A 25,766-nucleotide genomic window follows, 5' to 3' on the forward strand; every position below is an offset into this window, starting at 1 on the left:
GTGTTTTACAATCGTGTTCAAATTGGAATTTTTCGCTTACTTGTTATAAACGCGATACATCATTGAACAAAGCGAAACATGTTAAAAACAGAAGCAGCAAGGCCCCCACTTTAAAACCAAATTCTTGCGTCTTTTCAGAGACCGGCTTTTTGCGAAAAAGTTCAATTATGTAATACATTAAGTGCCCACCATCTAGCACTGGCAGCGGTAATAAGTTAAATACGCCAAGGTTTACACTAATTAATGCTAAAAAGCTTAAAAATGCAACCAAGCCATAGCTTACGCTAGTTCCCGCGCCAACTGCAATGCCCACCGGGCCACTTAAATTTTTAACCGACACCTGACCGGTAATTAAATTACCAATCATGTCAAAACTAAGGGTAATTAAACGCCATGTTTCTTGTATGCCCAGCACAATACTATCGACAGGGCCATAATGTCTAGTTTCAATATAGTTTTCTGGCCATGGCTCAACCACCGGAGACACACCTAAAAAGCCCTGAGCAACCCCCGCATCATTGGTTCTGCTTTGTGGCGTCACTGACAGCTCTTTTATACTATCTTGCCTTTGTACACTAAATTGTAAGGATTTGTTAGGTGATTGCTGAATTAGTGAAACTAACTGGGTCCAACTGCTGATATTTTCACCATTTACAGCAAGAATTTTGTCGTTAACCTGTAACCCTGCAGCTTCTGCCGCCGAGCCTTTGCTGATCATCGCCACTTCTAAAAGTGCTTTAGGACGAAATGGCACAATGCCTATAGAGGTTAATGGTGGTACGTCTTGTTGATCTAATTTCCAACCATCTAAGTTAAGGGTACGCACATGCTTTTGATAATTCTGATCGCGAAGCGTTACCACAACACTTTGCTCACCTAAGCGGCTCATGAGCGAGAATGTTGCATCTTGCCAAGTATTGATATCGTCTTCACCAATTTTAATAATTTGCTGGTTTGGCTGAATATTAGCAGCTGCGGCACGACTGCCTTGAGACACCTCACCCACCACAGGTTTTAATGACTGAACACCGACCATATACATTACAGCAAGGGCAAAAATAGCGAATAAAAAGTTTGCCATCGGGCCTGCAGCCACAATCGCAATACGTGCTTTTACTGATTTAGCATTAAATGATAAATGGCGCTGCTCGGGCGGGACTTCGTCAACACGCTCATCAAGCATTTTGACATAACCACCTAGTGGGATTGCTGCAATCACATATTCGGTTTGCTGTTTGTCGTACCATTTGATCAACGGCTTACCAAAGCCAATTGAAAAACGCAGCACTTTCACGCCGGCTTTTCGCGCAACCCAGAAATGACCATATTCATGCACAGTCACTAAAATACCCAGAGCAAGAATAAATGAGCCAAGATTCCAGAAAAAATCAAACATGCTAGTTGATGCCTCTTTTTACAAACTCAGTCGCTTTTACACGTGCAGCTTGGTCGCAAGCTAAAATCTCATCGAGGGTCTGCACGTTGATATTTTGTGTTGCATTGAGCGTTTCAGCGTTAATTCTATAAATATCTGTAAAGCCGATTTGACCATTTAGAAATGCTGCAACCGCTATTTCATTCGCCGCATTTACTGTGGTGGTTGCACCTTGCCCCATTTCACACGCATCAATGGCAAGTTTTAAATTAGGGTAACGAGCATAATCTGGTTTAGTGAAAGTAAAATCTGCCATTTGTGAAAAATCGAGCGGTTTTACACCCGCATCGACACGCTCAGGAAAAGCTAAAGCATGAGCAATTGGTGTGCGCATATCTGGATTGCCCATTTGCGCAAGCACTGAGCCATCTTGATATTGCACCATAGAGTGAATAATACTTTGTGGGTGGATCACCACTTCAATATCACTGGCACAGCAGTTAAACAACCACTTGGCTTCTATAAACTCTAGGCCTTTATTCATCATAGTCGCTGAATCAACAGAAATCTTTTGTCCCATTGACCAGTTTGGATGTGCCACTGCTTCTGCAACAGTCACTGATGGTAATGTCGCTAAATCACGTTTTAAGAAAGGACCGCCAGAACCAGTAAGCAAGATTTTGCTCACGCCATTATCAGCAAGTAGGCCTGATGCATTCTGTAATGATGCTGGCATACATTGGAAAATCGCATTATGTTCGCTGTCGATAGGCAGTAAAGTGGCGCCATGTTGTTTTACTTTATCAATAAACAACTGACCCGACATAACTAGCGACTCTTTATTCGCTAACAACACTTTTTTGCCAGCTTCAACTGCACTTAAAGTCGGTAACAGACCTGCTGCACCTACTATCGCCGACATCACTGCATCAACATCTGTATGTGCAGCAAGCTCACACATCGCATCAACACCTGCTAGCACCTGTGTGCTGCATGAGCTTTTAGCGAGTAAATTCGAAAGCGCGCTAGCGGCTTGTTGATCAGCCATAACAGCAAACTTAGGCTGATGTGCGATACACAGTTCAGCCATTTGCTCGGCATTTTTACCCGCCGCTAAAGCAAAAACCGCAAAGCGCTCCGGGTTTCTAGAAACAACATCTAAGGTGCTTAAACCGATTGAACCAGTTGCGCCCAGTACGACAAGTTGCTCTACTTTGCTCATAAACTCAGTGTCCATGCGTAGCAAAGTACAAAGATTGGCGCAGCTGCAGTTAAGCTATCGATACGGTCTAAAATACCGCCATGACCTGGTAAACATGAACCGCTGTCTTTCAAGCCAACTTCACGTTTAAACATACTTTCGAGTAAATCGCCTACCGCTGAGAATAAAGCGATAAATGCAGTCATCACGGCATAGATTGGCCAAACACTCATATCAACATTAGTGAAATGGCAAAATGCTAAAACAAAAACAACCGAAGCCACTACACCACCTAATAAACCTTCAATCGTTTTATTAGGACTTACCTTTGGCATTAGTTTACGTTTACCTAAGTTTTTACCAGTAAAGTAAGCACCAATATCTGCGCTCCACACAATACCAAGTACAACTAAAATTAACATTGAACCAAAGTGAGTAGATTCGCCATACCCTGCGCTACGTAGTGTATTTAGTGCAAGCCAAAGCGGCACTAACGTTAAAAAGCCAGCAATGGCACGCATTACAATGCCTTCATTCCAAGCCTTTGCCATAGCTGGGTAGCGCCAAACTAAATAAGTTGCCACAATCCACCATGCAAATGACAAGGTAAATAGGTAGTTTGCATCACCCACTAATTGACCATTTTGCCAAAGTGATTCAATGGGCCAATGCCAGTTAAGTAATGCCAAAAATGCAGCCGTTGCTGCAACAAATCCAAAACGTTTAACTTTATCGCATAGGCCCATAAATGCAGACCACTCCCATGCACCGAGTAAAACAATACCGGCGGCGATATAACTAAATAGTGTTAATGGGGTATAAAAAACCAAAATAAGTGCAAGTGGTGCCAACACGAGCGAGGTTAAAATTCGTTGTTTTAGCAATGTGTGTACCTTCAACTAGTAATTAGGTCTCGGCGAGTAATTGTTTTATTTGTTCGCCTGTACAACCAAATCGTCGCTCTCTGGCAACGTAACATGCGATAGCGTCAGCAAATGCAGCTTCATTGAAGTCTGGCCAAAGCGTATCTGTAAAGTAAAGCTCAGCATAAGCCGCTTGCCATAAAAGGAAGTTACTGATGCGTAAATCTCCACCGGTGCGGATCATTAAATCAAGCTCACCTTGGTCGGCCATACTCATGTGTTCAGCCATTAGCTCTTCAGTAATATCTTCTGCGGCCATTTCACCGGCTGCGACCTTTTTCGCAAGCGTTGTTGCGGCGTTAGTAATATCCCAACGTCCACCATAATTAGCTGCCACGTTTAACTGTAGACCCGTATTATTACGAGTTAATTCATGGGCTGCATCAACTTTATTGCGCAAACCTTCTGAAAAGCGTGATAAATCACCAATTATGTTTAGCTTTACATTATTTTTATGAAGTTTTTTAACTTCTTTGCCCAGTACGAATAAAAATAGCTCCATGAGCGTATTTACTTCGTCTTCTGGACGTCGCCAATTTTCGCTACTAAATGCGAATAGTGTTAACGACTGTATACCTAAGCGAGTACAAAATTGCACTGATTGACGAACCGCATCAACGCCCTTTTTGTGCCCATAAACACGTGGGCGATTTTTCGCTTGTGCCCAACGTCCGTTGCCATCCATGATTATAGCGACATGCTTAGGCAAACTTTGCTGGGAAATTTTATCAGCGTTAAGAACCATAAATATCGAGTATTCCATAAAAAAACGCCGTCTAGTATACCCTAGACGGCGTTTCAAAACTAATAAATTTAGTTACGCCTGTTTACTTACAGAATCAGTGTCTGAAAGATAAACAGCAGCGATTAGATTTCCATTAACTCAGCTTCTTTTGCAGCTAGTTGTGCGTCCATTTCTTTAATGAACTTATCAGTAAGCTTTTGGATCTCGTCTTCTGCTTGACGCGCTTCATCTTCAGAAATATCTTTTTCTTTCAATAAGCTCTTAATGTCGCCATTTGCATCACGACGGATGTTACGTACAGCAACACGACCGCTTTCAACTTCGCCACGTACGATTTTGATAAGGTCTTTACGACGCTCTTCTGTAAGCGGAGGAAGTGGAACACGAATAACAGTACCTGCAGACATTGGGTTTAAACCTAAATCTGAAGCCATGATCGCTTTTTCTACTGCTTGCGCTAGTGACTTATCAAACACGCTAATTGCAAGTGTACGAGAGTCTTCAATTGTTACGTTAGCAACTTGGTTTAATGGCGTGTCAGCACCGTAGTAAGACACTTGAATACCGTCAAGTAATGCTGGGTGCGCACGGCCTGTGCGAATTTTAGATAATTGACTGCCTAGTGCCGCAACACTTTTTTGCATACGTTCTGACGCATCTTTTTTGATATCGTTAATCACGGTTCAATCCTAATCTATTTGCTAGTTTCATCTGAGGCTTGTGAAGAGATAAGCGTTCCCTCATCTTCGCCCATAATAACACGCTTAAGCGCGCCTGATTTATTCATGTTAAATACGCTTAATGGCATGTTGTGGTCACGCGCCAGCGTAAATGCAGCTAAATCCATAACCTTAAGCTCTTTATCAATGATTTCATTGTAGCTTAAGTGGCGATATAGTGTAGCGTCTGGGTTTTTCACTGGGTCATCAGAGTAAACACCATCCACTTTAGTCGCTTTAATTACAGTATCTGCTTCAATTTCAATACCACGTAAACACGCTGCTGAGTCAGTCGTGAAGAATGGGTTACCTGTACCCGCTGAGAAAATTACAACGCGGCCAGATTTTAATAGGCTGATAGCTTCTGCCCAGTTGTAAGCATCACACACACCGTTCAGTGGGATTGCAGACATTAAACGACAATTTACAAATGCACGGTGCAGTGCATCACGCATTGCTAAACCATTCATTACAGTCGCAAGCATACCCATGTGGTCGCCAACTACGCGGTTCATACCCGCTTCTGCTAATGAACCACCACGCAAGAAGTTACCGCCACCGATAACTAAACCTACTTCTACGTCGAGCTCTACAAGTTCTTTAATTTCTTGAGCCATACGGTCAAGTACTTTTGGGTCGATGCCGAAGCCTTCGTCTCCCATTAATGCTTCACCGCTAAGTTTAAGAAGAACACGTCTAAAAATAGGTTTACGATTGATAGTCATAATATTTGGGCCAGCCTTAGTAATGAGATAAAAAATAACCGCGCTATGGTTACACATAAAACGCGGTTATTTTAAAGAATTTTCATCAGTGACGCAAAAGCTAATAGCAGATTAATTTCATCTTATTACCCTACGTCACTAAGTTAGAAAATTACTCGCCTTTTGCAGCAGCGATTTGAGCAGCTACTTCAGCAGCGAAATCTTCTTCTTTACGCTCGATACCTTCACCAACTTCTAAACGGATGAAGTTAGAAACAGTTGCGCCTTTCTCTTTAAGAATTTCGCCAACTGATTTTTTAGGTTCCATGATGAAAGCTTGACCAGTAAGAGAGATCTCACCAGTGAATTTCTTCATACGACCGATAACCATTTTCTCAGCGATTTCAGCAGGCTTGCCTTCGTTCATCGCGATATCGATTTGAACTGCTTTTTCTTTTTCAACAACGTCAGCTGGTACGTCTTCTGGGTTTACGAACTCAGGCTTAGACGCAGCTACGTGCATAGCAACTTGCTTAAGTGTTTCTTCGTCAGCTTCACCAACTACAACAACACCGATACGGTCGCCGTGGCGGTAAGAAGAAAGCTTGTCACCGTCGATGTACTCAACGCGACGAACGTTGATGTTTTCACCGATTTTAGCAACTAGAGCAACACGAGTTTCTTCGAACTGTGCTTTAAGTGCTTCGATGTCTGCTTTAGTTTCTGCAGCAACGTCAAGAACTTGGTTAGCGAAACCAAGGAAGTTAGCGTCTTTAGCAACGAAGTCAGTTTGACAGTTAACTTCAAGAAGTGCAGCGAAACCGTTACCTTCTTTGATTAAGATTGTACCTTCAGCAGCGATGTTACCTGCTTTTTTAGCAGCCTTTGCAGCACCGCTCTTACGCATGTTTTCGATCGCTAACTCGATGTCACCGTTAGTTTCAGTTAACGCTTTTTTACAATCCATCATGCCAGCGCCAGTACGCTCGCGTAATTCTTTAACTAGGGCAGCAGTTACAGCCATTAGAATATCCTCAATTGAATTCTGTTATAGGGAAGCGGTATAGGCCGCTTAACAAGAATAACAAGTCTTCATCTTAATTAGATGAAGACTTGATGACAGCTAATTACTCAGCTTCTACGAAGTCGTCTTTCTCAGCTTGAGCAACGATGTTGTTCTCACGACCTTCAGTGATCGCAGCTGATACAGCGCCTGTGTAAAGTTGGATAGCACGGATCGCATCGTCGTTACCAGGTACGATGTAATCAACACCGTCTGGGTTAGAGTTAGTATCAACGATAGCAACAACTGGAATACCTAGGTTGTTAGCTTCACGGATAGCGATGTGCTCGTGGTCTGCATCGATAACGAAAAGCGCGTCAGGAAGACCGCCCATGTCTTTGATACCACCAAGGCTCTTTTCAAGCTTTTCCATTTCACGAGTAAGCATTAACGCTTCTTTCTTAGTTAATTTCTCGAAAGTACCGTCTTGGCTTTGCGCTTCAAGGTCTTTAAGACGCTTGATTGATTGACGAACTGTTTTCCAGTTAGTCAACATACCACCTAACCAACGGTGGTTTACGTAGAACTGCTCGCTTTGGATCGCTGCTTCTTTAACTGCTTCGCTTGCTGCGCGCTTAGTACCAACGAAAAGTACTTTACCTTTGTTTGAAGCTGCGTTCGATAAGAACTTAAGTGCTTCGTTGAACATTGGTACAGTTTGCTCTAGGTTGATGATATGAACACGGTTACGAGCGCCGAAGATGAAAGGCTTCATCTTAGGGTTCCAGTAACGTGCCTGGTGACCAAAGTGAACACCAGCTTGAAGCATATCGCGCATTGAAACGTTTGCCATTTGTATAATCCTCTATAATTTAGGGTTAGGCCTCCACATATCCCATAGCACCAACACCGCAGTTAATTTGTAACTTAAGTGCACCCAAGTGTATGTGACGATACGTGTGTGTGTTAAAATAAAATTGTGTTTGTCTTAAATACAAAAAATCAGTTAAGAATTTATTTGTAAAAAGACGGCGCGCTTTATACCATATTAAAATTGAAAACTCAACGTCTAGTGCAAAATTTGTGCACTAAAAACTGACCTGAAAAACAACTTTGGAGCCTCAATGAGTGCTGTGATCAAGACCCCTGAAGAAATCGAAAAAATGCGTGTTGCCGGGCGCTTAGCCGCCGAGGTACTAGAAATGATAGAACCGCATGTGGTGCCAGGTGTAACCACAGATGAACTAAATACAATTTGTCATGATTATATTGTTAATGTTCAAGATGCTGTTCCAGCACCGCTTAATTATCACGGTTTCCCAAAATCAATTTGCACCTCAGTGAACCATGTAATTTGTCACGGTATTCCAAATGACAAACCGCTTAAAGAAGGTGATAGCGTAAATATCGACGTGACTGTGATCAAAGATGGCTATCACGGTGATACATCTAAGATGTTCCACGTTGGTACACCTAACATTCAAGGCAAGCGTCTTGCTGATATCACGCAAGAAAGCCTTTACCTTGCAATTAAAATGGTAAAACCAGGCGTACGTTTAGGTGATATCGGTGCTGCAATTCAAAAATACGCAGAAGGCTTTAGCTATTCAATCGTTCGTGAATATTGTGGTCACGGCATTGGTGCTGAGTTCCACGAAGAACCTCAAGTAATGCACTACGGTAAACCAGGTACTGGCGAAGTATTAAAAGCAGGTATGTGCTTAACAATCGAGCCTATGGTTAATGCTGGTAAACGCCAATGTAAGCTACTTAAAGACAACTGGACTGTCGTAACTAAAGACCGTTCACTGTCTGCACAGTGGGAACATACACTGTTAGTGACTGAAAATGGTGTTGAAATTTTAACGCTCCGATCAGATGATACTATTGACAGGATCATCGAACACTAGGAGCCAGCCCCAGTGGCATTACCCAATAAAGTAAAAAAGTTGCTCAGCCAAGCTGAGCAACTTAGCGATTATCGCGACTGTTCTAGTTATTTTTATAAATGGCTACAGAACGAATTCTCAAAACAACCCGTTAGCAACTTAATTAATGCCCGCGCTGAGTTTATCGACCGCCTATTAATTAAATTGTTTCACGATTACGACCTTGCTCACGAAAGTGACTTAGCCCTAATTGCTGTGGGTGGTTATGGTCGTGGCGAACTACACCCCTATTCCGATATCGACTTTATGTTGCTAGTAAGCGAGCAGCCAAGTGAAGCCGTGTGCGAGAAAATTGGCCAGTTCGTTACCATGCTTTGGGATCTTAATTTAGAAATTGGTCACAGCGTTCGCACTATAGAACAAGCATTAGAACAAAAACGCGAAGATGTGACATTTGCCACCAGCTTACTCGAAAGCCGATTAATTTTCGGTAACCATATCGAATTCGAAAAATTAAAAAATCATTTAATTGATACGCCTATTTGGCGCTCAGACGAATTCTTTTTGGCAAAAGTACAAGAACAAAGTTTACGCCATAAGAAATGCCATGGTACGGCTTATAACCTTGAACCCAATATCAAAGAAAACCCAGGTGGCCTGCGCGACTTACAGACCATTATTTGGGTTGCTAAAAAGCACTTTAGAGCCGAAACATTACAAGAACTCATAAATCACGGCTATCTTACTCACGAAGAATACCAAGAGCTGTCTGAGTGTTTAGAAAACCTATGGAACATTCGTTTTGCGCTGCACATCGCTGCGGGTCGCTCTGAAAACCGCTTATTGTTCGATCATCAGCCTAACGCCGCTGAAATTCTCGGCTTTGGTAGTGACGGTAAAGCCTCAGTCGAGCGCATGATGAAACGCTTATTTAGGATCATGAGCCGCGTACGTGAGCTTAACCAAATGCTGCTTTCATACTTTGAGCAAAGCATTTTACCGGGTGCCGGTGAGTTACCTGTGATTGAGCTTGACCGTAACTTTGAGCGCATTGGCCATCAAATTCGTGTTAAGAATCCATCGGTGTTCTTCCGCCGTGATCAGCTATTTGTGTTGTTCGAGCATATTGCTGATAACCCAGAGATCACCCATATTTACCCAAGTACCATACGTACAATGCGCCAAGTTCGCCGTCGTTTATTGGGTGATTTACAAGATTACGCCGCCTGTCGCGAAGCATTTTTGCGTTTAATCAAACATCCTAACGGTATGGGCCGCGCATTTACGCTAATGCACAAACACGGCATTATCGCTGCCTACTTACCACAGTGGCGTAATATTTTTGGGCAAATGCAGTTTGATTTATTCCATGCCTACACCGTGGATGAACATACCCATAAACTCATCAACAATATTTATAAGTACTTTGATAAATCAAAAGTCAGCGAATTTCCGTTATGTAGTGAAATTGTCACTCGTATGGACAAGCCTGAGTTACTTTATTTAGCCGGTATTTTCCACGATATTGCTAAAGGTCGAGGTGGCGATCACTCTGAGCTTGGCTCAGTTGATGCAATCGCGTTTGCTAAGCTACACCGCTTCCCAGCCTCAGATGGCAAGCTTATTTCGTGGTTAGTGGCTAATCACTTACTTATGTCGGTTACAGCGCAGCGCAAAGATATTAATGACCCTGATGTGATTAAAGACTTTGCAAGTAAAGTGAAAAATGAGCGCCAGCTTGATTACTTGTACTGCTTAACCTTGGCCGATATTCGCGCAACTAACGATAACCTATGGAACGATTGGAAAAATACCCTACTACGTGAGCTGTATTTACACACCCAGCGCGCGCTTCGTTTAGGGCTTGAAAACCCAATGGACCAACGTGACCAAATACGTGATAAAAAACAGCAAGCCAAACAGCGCTTACTGAACCACGGTTGTAACGAAGATCAAATCGACTTAATTTGGAGTCGCTTTAAAGCCAATTACTTTACCGCTTTTAGCGAGCAACAGATTTCGTGGCACACAGAGCATCTACTAAGCTGTGACGATTTAAGCCAGCCTAGCGTTGCCGTGTCTAACACCGCAATGCATGGTGGTACACAAGTATTTGCTTATAGTCCTTACTCAGGCAGTTTATTCTCACGTTTAGTTAGTGTGATTGGTTCGAAAAAAGCACAAATTCAACATGCGCAGGTATTGACCACAAAAGATGGCTACGTGCTATTTAGCTTTGTTATTTTAGAGGTCAATGGTGACCCGATTGCAAGTAACCGTTCGCAAGGCATTAAACGTGCTTTAGATCTTGCAATTAGCGACCCGAAAAAGAAGATTCGCCTGAAAAAGAATCGCTCACAGCGTTTCAAAGACTTTAATATCAAACCAAAAATTGTGCTTAGACCGCATGCCCGTAAAGACCGCAGTTTAATTGAAATTCAAGCGGTGGATATTCCGGGTCTATTAACAAAAATTGCGGAAGTATTTCAAGCGCACTTATTACATATTCATGCCGCACGGATCACCACAGTTGGTGAACGTGCAGAAGATTTCTTCGTGGTATCAAATAACGAATACCAAGCATTAACAGACGAAGAACAGGCTAAAATTCATCAAGCATTGCGTAAAAAACTCAACGCAGAAACCGAATAAGAGGATCTTATGTCAGATTTAAAAACCATGATCGAAAACGCCTGGGACAACCGCGATAGCATCAGCCCAAGCACGGTATCAAGTGAAGTAAAACAAGCTATTATCGACGCGCTTGAATTACTTGATAGCGGCGCTGCACGTGTTGCTGAAAAAATCAGTGGTGAGTGGGTTGTACATCAATGGTTAAAAAAAGCGGTGCTACTGTCTTTCCGTATTCGTGATAACCAACCAATGAGCGATGGTGTTAATCAGTTTTACGACAAAGTACCACTTAAATTTAGCGACTATACACCAGAGCAATTCCAACAAGGCGGCATGCGTGTTGTGCCTAATGCTGTGGCACGTAAAGGCAGCTTCGTAGGTAAAAACGTGGTGCTTATGCCATCTTATGTCAACATTGGCGCCTACGTTGATGAAGGTACAATGGTTGATACATGGGCAACGGTTGGCTCGTGTGCACAAATTGGTAAAAACGTTCACTTATCGGGCGGTGTAGGCATTGGTGGTGTGCTTGAGCCACTACAAGCTAACCCAACTATTATTGAAGACAACTGCTTCATTGGCGCACGCTCTGAAATTGTTGAAGGCGTTGTAGTTGAAGAAGGCGCTGTTATCTCAATGGGTGTTTACATCAGCCAAAGCACACGTATCTATGACCGTGAAACTGGCGAAATCCATTACGGCCGAGTACCAGCTGGTGCGGTTGTTGTTCCTGGTTCTTTACCGTCAAAAGATGGTTCGCACAGCCTATATGCTGCCATCATCGTGAAAAAAGTTGACCAGCAAACTCGCGAAAAAGTAGGTATTAATGCCCTACTTCGCTCGATTGATGAATAATAAAACTGAGCTTTAAGTTTTAGAGATAAGAAGCGCGATGCTAACTAGTTTCGCGCTTTTTTATTATCTGTAATGCAGTGATTTTTAGCTAGTTTGTTGAGATATACCCGCAAATATGTTTTAGTATAAAAAACAAACAAAAATAATAGTAAAAATGTTTAAGTCGTTTCGGAGTTTTACCCACACGGAGTTATTTTATTACACAGGGTTATTCTACCTTGTGGCAATCTTGCTGTTTGTATCACGTAGTTACCTATACGAATTTTTTGTAACTGATATGAATTCACATCGCATAGAAGTTAAAGAACTTGAAGTTGCTTTAACATCGCACGTTAATAAAGATTATGTTTTTGAAGCATTGCAAACAACCTTAGATGGCCTTGCAACCCCAGATCGAGTTGCAGTTAAAATCCAGTGTTATACGGTTTTCTGTGATGTTAGTTTTACGAACCCATTTATCACCATTAACGACCACAATCACTACAGTGCAGAAGTAAAACGTGTGTTTGAGCAAAATGTGGCTTCCCTTAGCCGAAAAGATACTACTCACTAGTTTCAGGCGCTATTACTTAATGCTTAAAACTTAAAGCTCCCCAGCTAAATTGTTACATCTTATTTCAAATACACACTTTATCGCTTAATTACGGCTATTCAGCGTTACTTCTGAAACACATTTCATTTACCTCACTGGCACTTTTTTTACATCGCACTACAATGCACACAAACTGATTTTGGAACACACACAATGAACCTGACACGTAGTTCGCTGAAAAACCCTGCGAGTGTTATTGTCATCTTGGTGTTGATTATGTTGTTTGGCATGTTGAGTATTTTTAAGCTGCCGATTCAGCTCACACCAGATATTGAGCAACCGCAGATCACTATTTTCTCAGGCTGGCGCCAAGCTGCACCTGAAGAGATTGAATCGGTGATCATTGAGCCGCTCGAGAACGCAGTAAAAAACACCCCGGGTGCCTTAGAGGTTAATACTTACATTAACCGTGGCAATGGCTCTATCACGTTGACTTTTGCTGTTGGGCAAAACATGCAACAGGCCATGCTTGATGTTTTAACTAGCCTTAACCAAGCGCCGCCTCTGCCGTTAGATGCATTTGATCCTGTGGTATTTGCTGGCGGTAATAATGGGGAAGCCGCAGCTACTTTACTGGTCACCCCGAAAGATTTTAATAGCGACAGCCTTGATTTAGACATGGCGCAGTTCCAAAAACAAATCGATGAATTTGTTGAGCCCCGTTTGGCACGTATTCCTGGTGTTGCCCGCGTTGATTTAGCCAGTGAGCGACCAAAAGAGTTACGTATCACCTTTGACCCTCACAAAGCCGCCGCACTTGGCGTCAGCCTTGACCAAATCAGTAACGTATTAGCCAGCTCACGCGATACTTCGGGTGGCCTTGCCAATGTTGGCCGTCGTCAATATACCGTGCGCTTTACTGGGCAATATGATTTATCGAGCATGGCACAAATGCGCGTTGGTTATTCAGGCGATAGACCCATTTACCTTGGCGATATCGCAAGTGTAGAGCGCACTTTTTCTGACCGTTTAGGGATGAGTGGTCGAAATGGTAAACCCGCGTATTACATTCGTATTTCGCGCGCAAACGAAGCCAATACCGTTGCCCTACTCGACGAAATTAACCTTGCCATTAAAGAGCTAAACGAAGGGCCACTGGCTGAGAATGGCTTATCGATTGAATTAAGTTTTGATGCCTCAGTGCATATTCGTAATGCTTTGTCGTTGGTTAAAAGTAACTTAGGCCTAGGTGTTCTGCTGTCGTGTTTAATCTTGTGGCTGTTCTTTAGAGGCTTAAAGGCCACGTTTGTGATTGCAGCGACGATTCCTGTCTCTTTGTTAGTCGCGTTTTTAACGTTGAATATTTTTGACCGCAGCTTAAATGTTATTTCATTGGCGGGCCTTGCCTTTGCTGTTGGCTTAGTACTTGATGCCGCCATCATAGTGCAAGAAAACATCGCAAGGCTTAGAAGCGAAGGCTTTGATACTAAAAAAGCCGCGCTAAAAGGCGCAGCTCAAGTAACAGGTGCCTTATTTGCCTCAACCACCACCAGCGTTGCTATCTTCTTGCCTATTTTATTTATGGCAGGTATTGAGGGGCAGTTATTCTCTGACTTGGCGCTTACCTTATCCATTGCTGTAATTGCCTCTATGATTTGCGCAATTACACTTATTCCGTTGGCTAATCACTTTTGGCCAGACAAAGAGCTAAAAGCGGATCCTTATCGTGAATATTGGCAGAAGCTGACTAACTTTATCATGGCGCTTACCAATACCCGCGTTAAACAAATAGTATGGATAGTGTCGTTATTGGGAGGCTCACTCGTCGCGACCATGACCATGCTTCCGAAAACTGATTTTATGCCGCGCGCACCAACCGATGGCTTTTTCTTTAACTTAAATACCCCGCCTGGCGGCAATGTGCAGTTTATGGAAGAAGAGCTGCTGATGCGTATTAAAAAGCGCTTAATGCCTTATTACACAGGTGAAAAAGAGCCGGGGATAAAAGACTTTAACTTTTATGCTTTTGGTTCGAATGCTGGCGGTTTTATTTATTCTGCCGATCCACAACGTGTTGAAGAATTAATGAAGGTTGCCCGAGAAGAAATCTTCATTGATTTACCCGACACTCAAGTATTCTTCTTTAGAGGGTCGATGATCCAAGTTGCTAATGGTGGTGATGGTCGCAATATCAATATCGATTTAACGGGTCCGAATATGGACGAGCTAATAGCCGGTGCCAATGTGGCGCTGCAAGCTGTCAACGAAGCAATGCCGAATGCCACTGCAAGGCCACAACCACGACTCGATATGGCAGAACCAGAACTTAGGCTCACACCCAATGACCGCCGTATAACCCAAGCAGGGCTGACTCGTCGTGACGTATCTCAAGCAGTGCAAGCCTATACAGGCGGGTTATTTGTTAATGAATACTTTGATGGCAACGAACGCATGAACGTGATTTTGCGCGGTATTCCATGGCAAACTCCAGAGGAGCTTAAAGCACTGCCCATTGTGACCCCGCAATCAGGTATTCAAACCTTAGGTGAGCTTGCCAATATTGAGCGCACCGTAGGCCCAACACAGCTTAGACGTGTTAATGGCCGCCGTACCGTGAGTATTGTTGTCACGCCACCAGCAGACATGAGCTTGCAACAAGCGCAAACTATTCTCTCTGAGCAAGTTATGCCAAAAGTTCGTGCAAGCTTGCCTGACAGCTCTGGCGCGATTTTGGCGGGTAACGCACAAAAGATGAATTCGGCCATGCAAGAAATGACAATCAACTTTATCTTGGCTCTGTTTATTTTATTCTTGCTAATGACCGCATTGTTTAAGTCAGCCAAAGACAGCGCGTTAGTTTTACTGGTTATGCCACTGGCAATTGCAGGCGGTGTACTGGCTTTATTTGTACTTAACTTATTTACCTTCCAATCGCTCGACTTACTGACCATGATTGGCTTTATTATCTTGCTGGGTCTGGTGGTAAATAATGCCATTTTATTGGTTGATCAAACCCGTGTCGCGATGGCCGCAGGGCTCAGCCGAGAAGACGCTGTTCGCCAAGCAGTGCTGCTGCGCGCAAGACCCGTTTACTTAAGTACCTTAACCAGCTTATTTGGCATGCTGCCACTGATGCTAATGCCGGGGGTAGGATCAGAAATTTACCGTGGCCTTGCCACTGTGATTGTCGGCGGCATGGCCATTAGTGCCCTATTTACCCTGATATTAATGCCAAGTTTATTGCAACTTGGCAGACAACTGCCGCCTGTTAATAACAAACAGCAACCAGAAAAAACGCCTTTAAGCTTGGTATCGAATCAATGAGTATTAAAACAATGAACACACCTTTTCGTAAATTAACTGCTCGCTTTTGTGCGCTATTCAGTCTTATCGCATTTAACGCCTTTGCAGTCGTACCTGTTACGGTAGAAACCGTCACACAAGCTCCGCTGACAAGCGAAATTGAAGTTAGCGGCACTCTGTATGGCAAAGATGATGTAACCCTAACAGCGGGTGTTAGCGGGCGTTTATTATATGTTGTTGAGCCAGGTACTCTGGTTAAAAGTGGCGATACCTTAGTACGTATGGATACTTTGCCGCTTGAACTTGAAAAAGCACGCCAGCAAGAAATGCTCAATCGCGCCAAAATAAACCTACGCTTATATCAACAAGAGCTCGCTCGTTTACAAAAACTCGCCAAAGCCAGCAGTGCTGCAGCAAGCCAAGTCGATGATATGCAAAATAAGCATGACCTTGCGTTATCTGATATCGCACTGGCTAAGGTTGAATTAAAAGTAATAGACGATCAGCTTTCGCGTGCAACCGTGCGCGCCCCATTTGACGGCGTGATCAGCGAGCGTTTTAAACGCGCTGGTCGCGAAATAAATCGTGCTGATGAACTGGTCACCCTGCTCGATATTAATAACCTAGAAGTGCGTTTGTACGTGCCTGTTAAATACTTAAAGTTTTTACACAAAGGCATAGAGTTACCGATTCAAGCCGGCGACTTATCAGCCCCTGATATGACAACAGCCACCGTAACAGCGGTGATCCCATCAACCGATCCGCGTTCACAAACCGTAGAAGTACGTGCCCTACTACCAAATGATGCCGAGCAAACATGGGCAATTGGCCAACTGGTTGATGTAGCCGTGCCACTAAAAAGCAAAGGGGATGTACTACTGGTGAATCGCGATGCGCTGATCTTACGCAAAAAAGGCACCCATATCGTCAAAATCGACAACGACAACAAAGCCCTGCAAATTCCCGTAAAAGTCGGTAATGGCAAAGATAAACTGGTTGAAGTCACCCCGACTTCAAACATCACCTTAAATGCGGGCGATAAAGTCGCAGTACGCGGCGCCGAGCAACTGCAAACCGGGCAAGAAGTCGAAGTTCAGGTAAAGCAATAACTATTAGGCTTGAGATGACTGCCAGCTATTTAATATTTTAAGAGCTGGCAGTTATGATAAAGGGTAGTAATGATTATTAAGAGTTGCGCTTGTTTTTGACTTTCTAGGAAGCAAAAAGCAAGACAAGACCCCTTTATTTTTTTGGTAAATGTTATGACCGGGTATGAGATAACGTATAGTGGAAATTTGGCCTGGCTAAAAAATCGTTCGATAAAAGCGTGGGAAAAACCGTCATAACCCTGCCAAATTTTATGATAAATAATTTGGTAAACGTTATGACGATAATTTTGTAAACAACACTTTAGATTTAATGGAATTGAATTATAAGAGGCGACCTATTTATTTGACCCTTTATCACTTTTCTTTTTCTCAAACCTAATAAAGGTAAAATTAAACAATAAGATTAACCCAATAAATATAACTAATTCAACAAGAATATGATTTTCATCAAACAAGTATAGAACTATCAACGTTGATATAAATACACTTATATAAATATTGGAAATTCCGCACCTAACCGACCACGGTTCCGCTTACTTTGGACCGGGGTTCTGTTCAGTTTCGACCATATGTCTGCCGGGAATGGACCACCCAATTCAGCCTGTAACCAGAGGCAATAATACAGCTGTAGTTGGCGGCGCTGCCCCAAACTGCACACCCCACTGGCAAGCCCTGAACACCTCTACTGGAAGATGCTGATCGGGCTGCTGGACAGACTGAACACTACAGACATTAAAAAGCCCCGCACGAGCGAGGCTTTAAATCAAAAGTACTCCACCACCTTACATTAACTCAATCACATTGAATGCAACTGAAATAAACCATGTTAAAAGCAAAGTGGCGTTTATTATTCCCCCTACTTTCCAGTAACTTAACCTACCAAGCAAGAAGGAAAGCAAGTTAAAGATATTTAAGAGGAAAACCAAAATATAGGTTGTATTAAAAATAAATATAATCGGAAGTGAAGCATATCCTTTCAATAACAAACCAACTATTTCAGTCAATATTAATCCACTATATGCAATTAATATAATGGTTGTTAGCCAAGTTAAAATACTAAGCACTTTTTTAATCATTTTTATTCAACTTTAAAGATTCAAGCCTTCCACTGACTTCAACTACTCTGAGCTTTCCATACCTAGTAGAGTCTTCTTTTTTATCTGCAAAAGGATTTTTAGACTTTGAATCAACTTCTGTTCCTGTTGTTTTCGTTGATTGCAGAATTGAGTCGACTAGATCCCATCCTTCTTGGTCTTCGGCAGCAATACAGCCTATAGTCAACCCTGGTTTATGCAATCTAAACAAATCTCTGCCTGTTTTATCGTGAGTATCATCGCCATAATTGCTATCCAAAGGCTCTAACCTATAGAAATCTTTTCTTGGTGTATACAAAATATCATAATCCCCGACTTCTATTGGATTTCCCCAAGGATTGCCACCAGAAAATGCGTTAATTACAATCCGTTCCTTGGAATCTAAATCTCTAATCGATAGAACGTTGTTGGTACGATCATATATTGCACGTACTTCTAATCCATTTGGATCATAATTATTAATCGGATCATTCCCCACATAGGCGTACCAGTTCATGCCGTCTTCGTAGCCGATGGGGTCGGTTTGCATAAAGCGGCCGAGCTTCGGATTGTAAACCCGTGCTTTGTAGTGATAAAGCTTAGTACCTGGAAGTAAGATTTGCCCTGTGTAACGGAAACGCGATGAGCTGGTATTAATCGGCTCTCCAAATGGGCCATACTTATGTGTTGCTATTATTGAACCTGAGCTATTCGTTTCACTAATAAATTGCCACTTCAGACTTACCAAGGGCAAAAAGCAAACCATGGTCCTTCATTTTCTCCTATTGGTTAGAACTGACCCTATTGGTTACTTGGAGGCAGGGACATAACTTTAATCTTTGTTCCTTGGTTTATCTGCATCTGGGTTAAAGTACAGATATAAAACAAATATAAAATACATAGAAAGTACAACCCCGCAACAGGTGATCAGAAGTCGATAAAATATTTCTAAGGGTTCTCCCACAACTTCGGATGTGAGCATCCGGTACAGCACAAGTAATAAAATTATACTTGAAGAGATTAAGCTATATTTTATTGCTCTTATAAAAATATTTTTACTTTTCATATACTACTTTTTATTTGGTTTCATTGCTTCATCAACAGTTTTTCTTACGATATCCTTTGTTATTTGTGTCGCAAGTCTAATACTCCAAACGAACCTTCTGCTGCTTCAGCGACTTTGCCAATAGCATTACCAACTGCTTTCTAGGTCCAGTTACATACATCAGCCCAATTACCAAAGTATCTCTAATAGATGGTGTATTACTATTTGATGATTCATTGACTGCATCCCCTATTGCTTCAGCGGCACCGCTACCTGCTGGCAGAACTGCACAAATCAGATCTTGCTTTTCATATTTTCTGGAAGCAAAAAGCTAAATTTCTATATTTTTGGTTTTATATATGGCAAGTCATAACCATGTTTTTCACATACATCTTCATATGATTCTAAGATATTTTTAATTTTATCCAGTTCATATTCTATATCGTGAACTACAGATTCTTCATCGTTTATGTTCTGGGTGTATTGTTTCAACTCCACAAGTGCTTTTTGCAATAAGTTGTGCATTGCGAAAAGACTATCTCCTTGAAATACTACCCCAGGAAACTTCCTTTTAGCCATTTTACATACTGCAAAATTTCTAGGCTCAGTGAGCAATTCAATTGTCATATACCCTTCTCCAACTTATATGTTATTTGGGACAGCACTTTGTCTACCAGACCAATATTATGATGGTCAGGTCATGTTTTTTTACTTATTAAAGTACTAAGATAGAGCGGCCCACTTCATATACGCTTAGTTAAACAAACTAAATAAATTTAGCTGATGTAAGATCAAATTGTGACAATGTACTTTTTCCTTTTTTATATTCAAGAATATTGCCCTTTGATATAGAAAGCTTGCCTAGATAACTATTAAACAAGAGTTCTCTTGGTAGAGTCTTAGCAATAATTAGTTGATCTGCTAATTTGCAATCCAAATAAACAAATTGAGTTAATTTAAATTCATCCATTGAGAGTGTAGCAATGACTTTAGATTCTATTGATTTCTTGGCCGATACTTTTTCAGATTGAACCCATTCATTCTTATAATTGTTAGCTTCGAACCGTTGCAATATACCCAAGCTTTGTTCAAGAGGAATTGGCATTGCAGATACAGCAGCCGACAAAGCTTTTTCTAATATCCTTATGTAATGCTGTTGAAACTGAGAATCCTTTAAATGGCTTATTTTCTCTAACGGGTAATGAACTACAACTTCGAGGAAAGGCACAACTTTCATTGGCTGCACCCTTATCTCTGTACTGCCATCTGTCACATAAACATTTATTCGTGAGTATTTAGAGGTAAACTTGAGTTTACTGATTTCTCTTTCCCAAAAATTACACAAGCAACGAGACTTAAAAAGAAACACCTTTTTATCTTCTTCCGAATAATTACCGTCAAGGTAAAGTTCTATTTGACTTAACTTTGGCATAAATCTATTGCCTCTTAGTTTTAGACTTTTTAGAAGCCGAAAGGTAGCTCCACCCTCCATTTGCTCTAACCAGTAGAGTAATTTTATTTTTCGAGAGTGGCGATTATATTAATGATTGCTAACTCACCACTTATGAATTCAGAAAGACACCAAACAGATGTATTACCCTCTATTGCAATTGGCTGTAAATCGTCCTGTAAGCTACTCTTAAACAAAGAAAGACTTCTTTCAGATGTTTTTATTTCTTCAATACTTAATTGATTTAACCAACCCTTAGTTGCTTCTTGAATATTGTCACCCCTAAACTGAGATATGAAAGTACCGCCATTCCAATCCATTAAAAATGTATACAATTTTGTACCTGACATTTATCTATAACCTTTAATTTTTTCAATCTATTGGGTTAGATTTTGCTTATGACTTTTTACTCAATAGGCACAAGACCTAAGCCTTAAAAATTAAACAACTTATTATTTTTACCAGCTACAGGGTACAAAAAAGTTAAACCTTACAATTTGTATCACCAAACTTAATTAAGTTGTTTAGTTGATGTTTTGATGCCTGGTATGGTGAGCACAAAACTTTAATGAATTGTGATTTATCTTCCTCATCCATATCAATCCAACTTCTAGTTTCTCGTATCCAATTCTTTATACATTCATAGCCATGCCAATCTTCATTTAGTTTAATTAATGACGACCAACCAATCGCTTCATCGTGCTCGCCGTTTTCTTGCAGAGTATGAACAATATCCGCAAGAATCCTTGATGATAAATCTGCAATAACCCCACTATATGGAATGGCGGAATCAATGTGCGACTCTTTGAACTTTGCCTCGACAATGGCTCTGTGAAGGGCCATCAACTCTGATGCTTTTGTAATATTCATATTTGCCAACCTAAAGTTTTAAGAGGGCCAAGTCTTGTTTTTGCCTTATGAAAGAAAAAAGCAAGACCTGACAACTTTACAAATTAGTTTTCTTATGAAGAAAGTACAAAGCGAGTAAGCCCAGTGCAGCTTGATAAACTATAACGAAACCTACTTGCATAATAGCTGTTGTAATTTCATATGAAGATTCAAGTAGTAAGTATGCATTTTTTGAGACTATTGAGGTAACCAGTAATGCTCCTAACGTTTTCGATAACAAATACTGCTTCATAACAAAAAGCACTGAAAAAATTACAGAAACGATGATGTTTATAATCTCCCATTGAGATAGATGTAGAAACTGCGTAAACACATGTAACAAAATACCGATTATGGGAAGAAACAAAAAGAAAAATATAACTATCAGTTTCTTAATCATCTTTATTCCACCTTTAAATTAAGCTCTTAATTTTTTTGACTTTTTAGAAGAAAAAACAAGTTCAGGGCCCTTTGGCTTCCTTACTATCCAGAGTACCTAACTTAATTCCGATGACAGTACCAACAATCGCAAAGGCTATACTCAAAGGCACTTCTACAAACCATAAAGGTGGGATAAATAACGTTTGTAATAGTATCGATACAATTATTGTTCCCACTATAAAGCTAAGTAAATATACACTTAGGGCATAATTCCAAGCTTTTACAACATTGCGCTTAGCCATAACGGTATAAATAGCTGCGCTCAATAAATAAGATGGTAATAACTGGTATGTAAAATATTTACCGAATGAGAGTGAAGCTAAGTTATCACTTCCAATCATTAGAGTGATAAAGGTACTTAATACGGTATTCAAAACCAGCATGGCTAAAGTGTATTTTACTATCCTTAAACTATTCAATTTGTCTCCATGTGCTATGTCACAATTATGATTTAGAAATGGCTGATAATGGCTTCTGCAGAGCATGTATTCAGAAAACCACTTATAATTGCACCACCTTTCACAAAGCCAACACTTCCTAACTTTATTGCAAACAGCCATACCCTTTTAATGAAATTTCTTGAGTATTCGCGCCGCTTTGGTTTTTATGTTGAATGATCAAACGTGAATCTTGGCTAGTAAAGGTAAAGGTTCCGAGCCAAGGTAGCTGGGCTATTGGTTGCATGTGGTAAAAACCGTTGGCATTAAAGCATATAAATGAGAACTCATGATGTACCGGAGCAAATACGCCATAATCAGCGGTAAATACAGCAATGTTGTCTTGCAGCATAAAATATTTCGCTTGCGTGCCCGCTACTAAATACCAAAAGCATATTGCTGTCATAATCACCACTTGTAAGCCGCCGAGTAAAAATACTGAAAATTTAAGAATACGGGTCGATTTACTGGCTTCCATATAAAGGCACTTTGCTTTGAGTAATAACCAAAGCCCAATGGCAACCATAGTGAGCTTTACAATCATCAGTGCTACGCCTATTTGATACATCAGCTTAGGGCTGTGCCATTGAATGCCAAATGTTTGCGGGATAAACAAACTATCAATTAAGGGCAGTAAAATGAGTAGGAATGGCAGAATAAGCGCTTTGTTTTTCATTATTTACTTTTCTAGTGTTCTCGCAAAGATAAGAGTTCAATGTTAATTCTTGGGCTCTAAAAAAGCAAAAAGGCGCAACCTGAGGTTACGCCTTTTATCGTTCTGGGCAGAACTTAAAATTTACAGTGCAGCGAATACATCGTCTGTTTTAGCAGCACAGATAAAATCATTTTTGTGTAACCCTTTGATAGAGTGGCTCCACCAAGTAACAGTTACTTTGCCCCACTCAGTTAACAGGCCTGGGTGGTGACCTTCTTCTTCAGCCATAGCGCCCACTTTATTGGTAAAATCAAGTGCTTGCTTGAAGTTTTTAAACTTGTAAACACGCTCTAATTGCATAATGCCGTCGCGCACTTCAGGAACCCAATCTGGGATCATTTTGATCAATTCTGCTAATTCAGCATCAGATACTTTAGGCGCATCCGCACGACACGCTTCACACTTTTGTGTGCTTAATGAAGACATTATAAATCCTTAACTTGCTAATTTTTCTTTAGGAGGAAACTTTGGCTCATGTAGCCCTAATTCTTTTGCTTTACTCACCAGCGACATGATATCCATTTGTGAAATATCAAATAAGTCATTGATTGAGTTAATGGTGTAGTACACAGGCTGCATAATATCAATACGATAAGGTGTACGTAATACATCAAGCACGTTCATCGCATTGATTTCTGGCTTATCTGAGTACACGTATTGTGTTTCGCCTGGGCTTGATAAAATACCACCACCATAAATTCGCAGACCTTGTTCGGTTTGCATTAAACCAAACTCAACAGTAAACCAGTAAAGGCGTGCTAAATAAACACGATCTTTCTTTTCTGCGGCATAACCTAACTGACCATATTTGTGTGTGAACTCAGCAAATGCTGGGTTGGTAAGCATGGCACAATGGCCAAAAATCTCGTGGAAGATATCTGGCTCTTGTAAGTAGTCAAACTCTTCACGGCTGCGAATAAAAGTCGCTACTGGGAACTGCTTGTTTGCTAATAATCGAAAGAACTCATCAAAATCGATCAGTGCCGGAACAGGCGCAACTTGCCAGCCCGTTGTTTCGAGTAACACTTCGTTGAGTTCACTAAGTTGTGGAATACGATCTGTTGGTAAATTAATTTTCTTAAGACCTGCTAAATATTCATCACAGGCTTTACCTTCTATGCAAGCGAGTTGGCGAGCAACTAGCTCAGACCATATTTTATTTTCTTCTTCGCTCCAATGGATAACCCCATTTTCATCAGGTTGCTTGGAGGTGTAATTACTTGCTTTAGCCATAATAACCTTCTTCGTTAAATCTTGATCAGCATTGATCAGAATCTCATTAACTTGTTAAGCCGATACTATGTAAAAGTAAGCGAAATTTTAATAGTTAAGGCTGTTTCTAAGGTTTGCAGAAACAGCTCCAACGTAAAGTTAAAATTACACCAAAAGATCCAAAAGTTTACACACCTTATTTTTAAAGGGATAAAAGTAACCGCAACCGTAAACTTAAAACTACAACCTAACCAATGAATGTAAATGCAGTTTTAAGATCGTTAATAATGTCGTTAACATCCTCAAGGCCAACTGATAATCGAATTAAGCCATCACTGATCCCAGCAGCTGCTCTTTCTTCAGGTGTATAAGGCGAATGTGTCATCGATGCAGGATGTTGAATGAGGGTTTCAGCATCACCTAAACTCACAGCAAGAGTGCAAAGCTGGGTGTTATTTATAAATGTTTCGCCATCTTCAAGGCTGCCTTTTATTTCAAAGGCAATAACACCACCAGCGGCTTTCATCTGTGAACCAATAAATTGATGACCCGGATGTGATTTAAGCCCAGGGTAATAAACTTGGCTTACTAACGGGTGTTGCTCTAAATATTCAGCAACTACTTGGGCACTTGCACAGTGGCGCTCCATGCGTACAGCAAGGGTTTTTAAACCGCGATTAATTAACCATGCATCATGAGGGCTAATCGTTGCACCAATATCTTTTAGCACCGACATTTTTATCAGGTTGATATGCTCCTCTGTGCCACACACAAGCCCTGCTACCACATCACCATGGCCATTTAGGTATTTAGTTGCGCTATGTACCACAATATCAATGCCAAACGAGGTAGGTTGCTGTAGCAGAGGCGTTAAGAAGGTATTGTCGATAACGCTTATCAGTTGATGCTGCTTGGCAACATCAGCAATTAAACTTAGATCAAGCACCGCCATGGTCGGATTAATTGGTGTTTCAGCAAAAATCATTTTTGAATTGGCTTTAACCGCGCCGCGAAGTTCAGCTTCGTTGGTCATATCAACAAAAGTAACTTCGATACCAAAGCGCGGCAACATGTGAGCAAAAAATGCAAAGGTACAACCGTATAACGCGCTTGATGCCACTAGGTGGTCACCTTGTTGTAAAAAGCTAAGCACAGACGCAGACACAGCCCCCATACCGGTCGCTGTGGCAGCCGCAGCTTCACAGTTTTCTAACTGAGCCACTTTTTGTTCTAGCTCTTGGGTTGTCGGATTACCTAAACGGGTATAAATAAAGCCCTGCTCTTCACCAGCAAATCGGGCTGCACCTTGGGCTGCATTAGCAAAAGAGAAGGTAGAGGTTTGGTAAAGTGGCGCACTCAGTGCGCCATGTGGGTCATTTGGTTTTTCTGGACCGTGAATACATTGTGTATGTAAGTGATGCTTAGTCATTGTGTGTTCTCGTTTTTATTATCAGTACTTCATACTCATAAATAAAACGTAGATACCCACAATGCACAAGCATGCCGGATGCTC

The 25,766-nt window shown here is 41.3% G+C and carries 25 protein-coding genes; 6 read left to right on the forward strand and 19 right to left on the reverse strand.

The window, feature by feature from the left end; all coding sequences use genetic code 11:
• Positions 1-43 precede the first annotated feature (43 nt).
• The 8 genes from rseP to rpsB form a co-directional block, all read right to left on the reverse strand.
• Positions 44-1,396: a sigma E protease regulator RseP gene (gene rseP, locus AUR67_RS17940; RefSeq protein ID WP_058586276.1), complete on the reverse strand. Its 1,353-nt coding sequence runs from the start codon at positions 1,394-1,396 to the stop codon at positions 44-46.
• A 1-nt stretch (position 1,397) separates the two neighbouring features.
• Entirely contained in the window at positions 1,398-2,597 is a 1,200-nt protein-coding gene (gene ispC, locus AUR67_RS17945; RefSeq protein ID WP_058586277.1) for a 1-deoxy-D-xylulose-5-phosphate reductoisomerase, read from the reverse strand.
• Positions 2,594-3,460 (reverse strand): phosphatidate cytidylyltransferase, encoded by an 867-nt coding sequence (locus tag AUR67_RS17950; RefSeq protein ID WP_054553119.1) that lies wholly within the window; start codon positions 3,458-3,460, stop codon positions 2,594-2,596. Before AUR67_RS17950 ends, ispC begins: the two co-directional genes overlap by 4 nt.
• Positions 3,461-3,482: 22 nt before the next feature.
• Complete coding sequence (locus AUR67_RS17955) at positions 3,483-4,262, reverse strand: isoprenyl transferase (RefSeq protein ID WP_058586278.1); 780 nt, start codon at positions 4,260-4,262, stop codon at positions 3,483-3,485.
• A gap of 104 nt (positions 4,263-4,366) precedes the next feature.
• On the reverse strand, positions 4,367-4,924 hold the full coding sequence (gene frr, locus AUR67_RS17960) for a ribosome recycling factor (RefSeq protein ID WP_054553121.1): 558 nt from the start codon (positions 4,922-4,924) through the stop codon (positions 4,367-4,369).
• A gap of 14 nt (positions 4,925-4,938) precedes the next feature.
• Positions 4,939-5,688, reverse strand: coding sequence for a UMP kinase (gene pyrH / locus AUR67_RS17965; RefSeq protein ID WP_054553317.1), 750 nt, complete (start codon positions 5,686-5,688; stop codon positions 4,939-4,941).
• Positions 5,689-5,839: 151 nt separating this feature from the next.
• The gene (gene tsf, locus AUR67_RS17970; protein ID WP_058586279.1) at positions 5,840-6,691 is read right to left on the reverse strand and encodes a translation elongation factor Ts; all 852 of its coding nucleotides are present in this window, start codon (positions 6,689-6,691) and stop codon (positions 5,840-5,842) included.
• A 103-nt stretch (positions 6,692-6,794) separates the two neighbouring features.
• Positions 6,795-7,523 (reverse strand): 30S ribosomal protein S2, encoded by a 729-nt coding sequence (rpsB, locus tag AUR67_RS17975; protein WP_054562046.1) that lies wholly within the window; start codon positions 7,521-7,523, stop codon positions 6,795-6,797.
• Positions 7,524-7,770: 247 nt separating this feature from the next.
• Here rpsB and map point away from each other — a divergent pair, with 247 nt between their 5' ends.
• From map to AUR67_RS18005, 6 genes are all read left to right on the forward strand, one after another.
• Positions 7,771-8,580 (forward strand): type I methionyl aminopeptidase, encoded by an 810-nt coding sequence (gene map, locus AUR67_RS17980; protein WP_268801438.1) that lies wholly within the window; start codon positions 7,771-7,773, stop codon positions 8,578-8,580.
• A gap of 12 nt (positions 8,581-8,592) precedes the next feature.
• Complete coding sequence (gene glnD / locus AUR67_RS17985) at positions 8,593-11,211, forward strand: [protein-PII] uridylyltransferase (RefSeq protein WP_054553125.1); 2,619 nt, start codon at positions 8,593-8,595, stop codon at positions 11,209-11,211.
• A 9-nt stretch (positions 11,212-11,220) separates the two neighbouring features.
• Positions 11,221-12,048: a 2,3,4,5-tetrahydropyridine-2,6-dicarboxylate N-succinyltransferase gene (dapD, locus tag AUR67_RS17990; protein WP_054553126.1), complete on the forward strand. Its 828-nt coding sequence runs from the start codon at positions 11,221-11,223 to the stop codon at positions 12,046-12,048.
• A 154-nt stretch (positions 12,049-12,202) separates the two neighbouring features.
• On the forward strand, positions 12,203-12,601 hold the full coding sequence (locus AUR67_RS17995; protein ID WP_152996544.1) for a hypothetical protein: 399 nt from the start codon (positions 12,203-12,205) through the stop codon (positions 12,599-12,601).
• A gap of 192 nt (positions 12,602-12,793) precedes the next feature.
• Positions 12,794-15,904 carry an efflux RND transporter permease subunit gene (locus AUR67_RS18000; RefSeq protein WP_058586282.1) on the forward strand — a complete coding sequence of 1,037 codons (3,111 nt, stop codon included), beginning with the start codon at positions 12,794-12,796 and terminating at the stop codon, positions 15,902-15,904.
• Positions 15,901-16,992: an efflux RND transporter periplasmic adaptor subunit gene (locus tag AUR67_RS18005; RefSeq protein ID WP_408003014.1), complete on the forward strand. Its 1,092-nt coding sequence runs from the start codon at positions 15,901-15,903 to the stop codon at positions 16,990-16,992. The genes AUR67_RS18000 and AUR67_RS18005 overlap by 4 nt, the downstream gene beginning before the upstream one ends.
• Positions 16,993-17,774: 782 nt before the next feature.
• Here AUR67_RS18005 and AUR67_RS18010 read toward each other — a convergent pair.
• From AUR67_RS18010 to megL, 11 genes are all read right to left on the reverse strand, one after another.
• Entirely contained in the window at positions 17,775-18,068 is a 294-nt protein-coding gene (locus tag AUR67_RS18010; RefSeq protein ID WP_058586283.1) for a hypothetical protein, read from the reverse strand.
• Complete coding sequence (locus AUR67_RS18015; protein WP_058586284.1) at positions 18,061-18,831, reverse strand: RHS repeat-associated core domain-containing protein; 771 nt, start codon at positions 18,829-18,831, stop codon at positions 18,061-18,063. The genes AUR67_RS18010 and AUR67_RS18015 overlap by 8 nt, the downstream gene beginning before the upstream one ends.
• A 618-nt stretch (positions 18,832-19,449) precedes the next feature.
• A complete protein-coding gene (locus AUR67_RS18020) occupies positions 19,450-19,737 on the reverse strand; it encodes a DUF6959 family protein (protein ID WP_058586285.1) in 288 nt (95 codons plus the stop codon).
• A 139-nt stretch (positions 19,738-19,876) separates the two neighbouring features.
• Positions 19,877-20,542 (reverse strand): hypothetical protein, encoded by a 666-nt coding sequence (locus AUR67_RS18025; RefSeq protein ID WP_152996545.1) that lies wholly within the window; start codon positions 20,540-20,542, stop codon positions 19,877-19,879.
• 83 nt (positions 20,543-20,625) lie between these two features.
• A complete protein-coding gene (locus AUR67_RS18030; RefSeq protein ID WP_058586287.1) occupies positions 20,626-20,910 on the reverse strand; it encodes a hypothetical protein in 285 nt (94 codons plus the stop codon).
• A 133-nt stretch (positions 20,911-21,043) separates the two neighbouring features.
• Positions 21,044-21,430, reverse strand: coding sequence for a hypothetical protein (locus AUR67_RS18035; RefSeq protein ID WP_058586288.1), 387 nt, complete (start codon positions 21,428-21,430; stop codon positions 21,044-21,046).
• 479 nt (positions 21,431-21,909) lie between these two features.
• Positions 21,910-22,308 (reverse strand): hypothetical protein, encoded by a 399-nt coding sequence (locus AUR67_RS18045; protein ID WP_152996546.1) that lies wholly within the window; start codon positions 22,306-22,308, stop codon positions 21,910-21,912.
• Positions 22,309-22,432: 124 nt separating this feature from the next.
• A complete protein-coding gene (locus AUR67_RS18050) occupies positions 22,433-23,002 on the reverse strand; it encodes a hypothetical protein (protein ID WP_058586291.1) in 570 nt (189 codons plus the stop codon).
• Between the two features lie 120 nt (positions 23,003-23,122).
• Positions 23,123-23,467, reverse strand: a complete 345-nt coding sequence (locus tag AUR67_RS18055) for a 4a-hydroxytetrahydrobiopterin dehydratase (protein WP_058586292.1) — start codon at positions 23,465-23,467, stop codon at positions 23,123-23,125.
• Positions 23,468-23,476: 9 nt separating this feature from the next.
• On the reverse strand, positions 23,477-24,274 hold the full coding sequence (phhA, locus tag AUR67_RS18060; RefSeq protein WP_054553132.1) for a phenylalanine 4-monooxygenase: 798 nt from the start codon (positions 24,272-24,274) through the stop codon (positions 23,477-23,479).
• Between the two features lie 226 nt (positions 24,275-24,500).
• Positions 24,501-25,682, reverse strand: coding sequence for a methionine gamma-lyase (gene megL / locus AUR67_RS18065; protein ID WP_058586293.1), 1,182 nt, complete (start codon positions 25,680-25,682; stop codon positions 24,501-24,503).
• Positions 25,683-25,766 lie beyond the last annotated feature (84 nt).

It is taken from the genome of Pseudoalteromonas sp. XI10 (assembly GCF_001469895.1).
Taxonomy (GTDB): Bacteria; Pseudomonadota; Gammaproteobacteria; order Enterobacterales; family Alteromonadaceae; genus Pseudoalteromonas.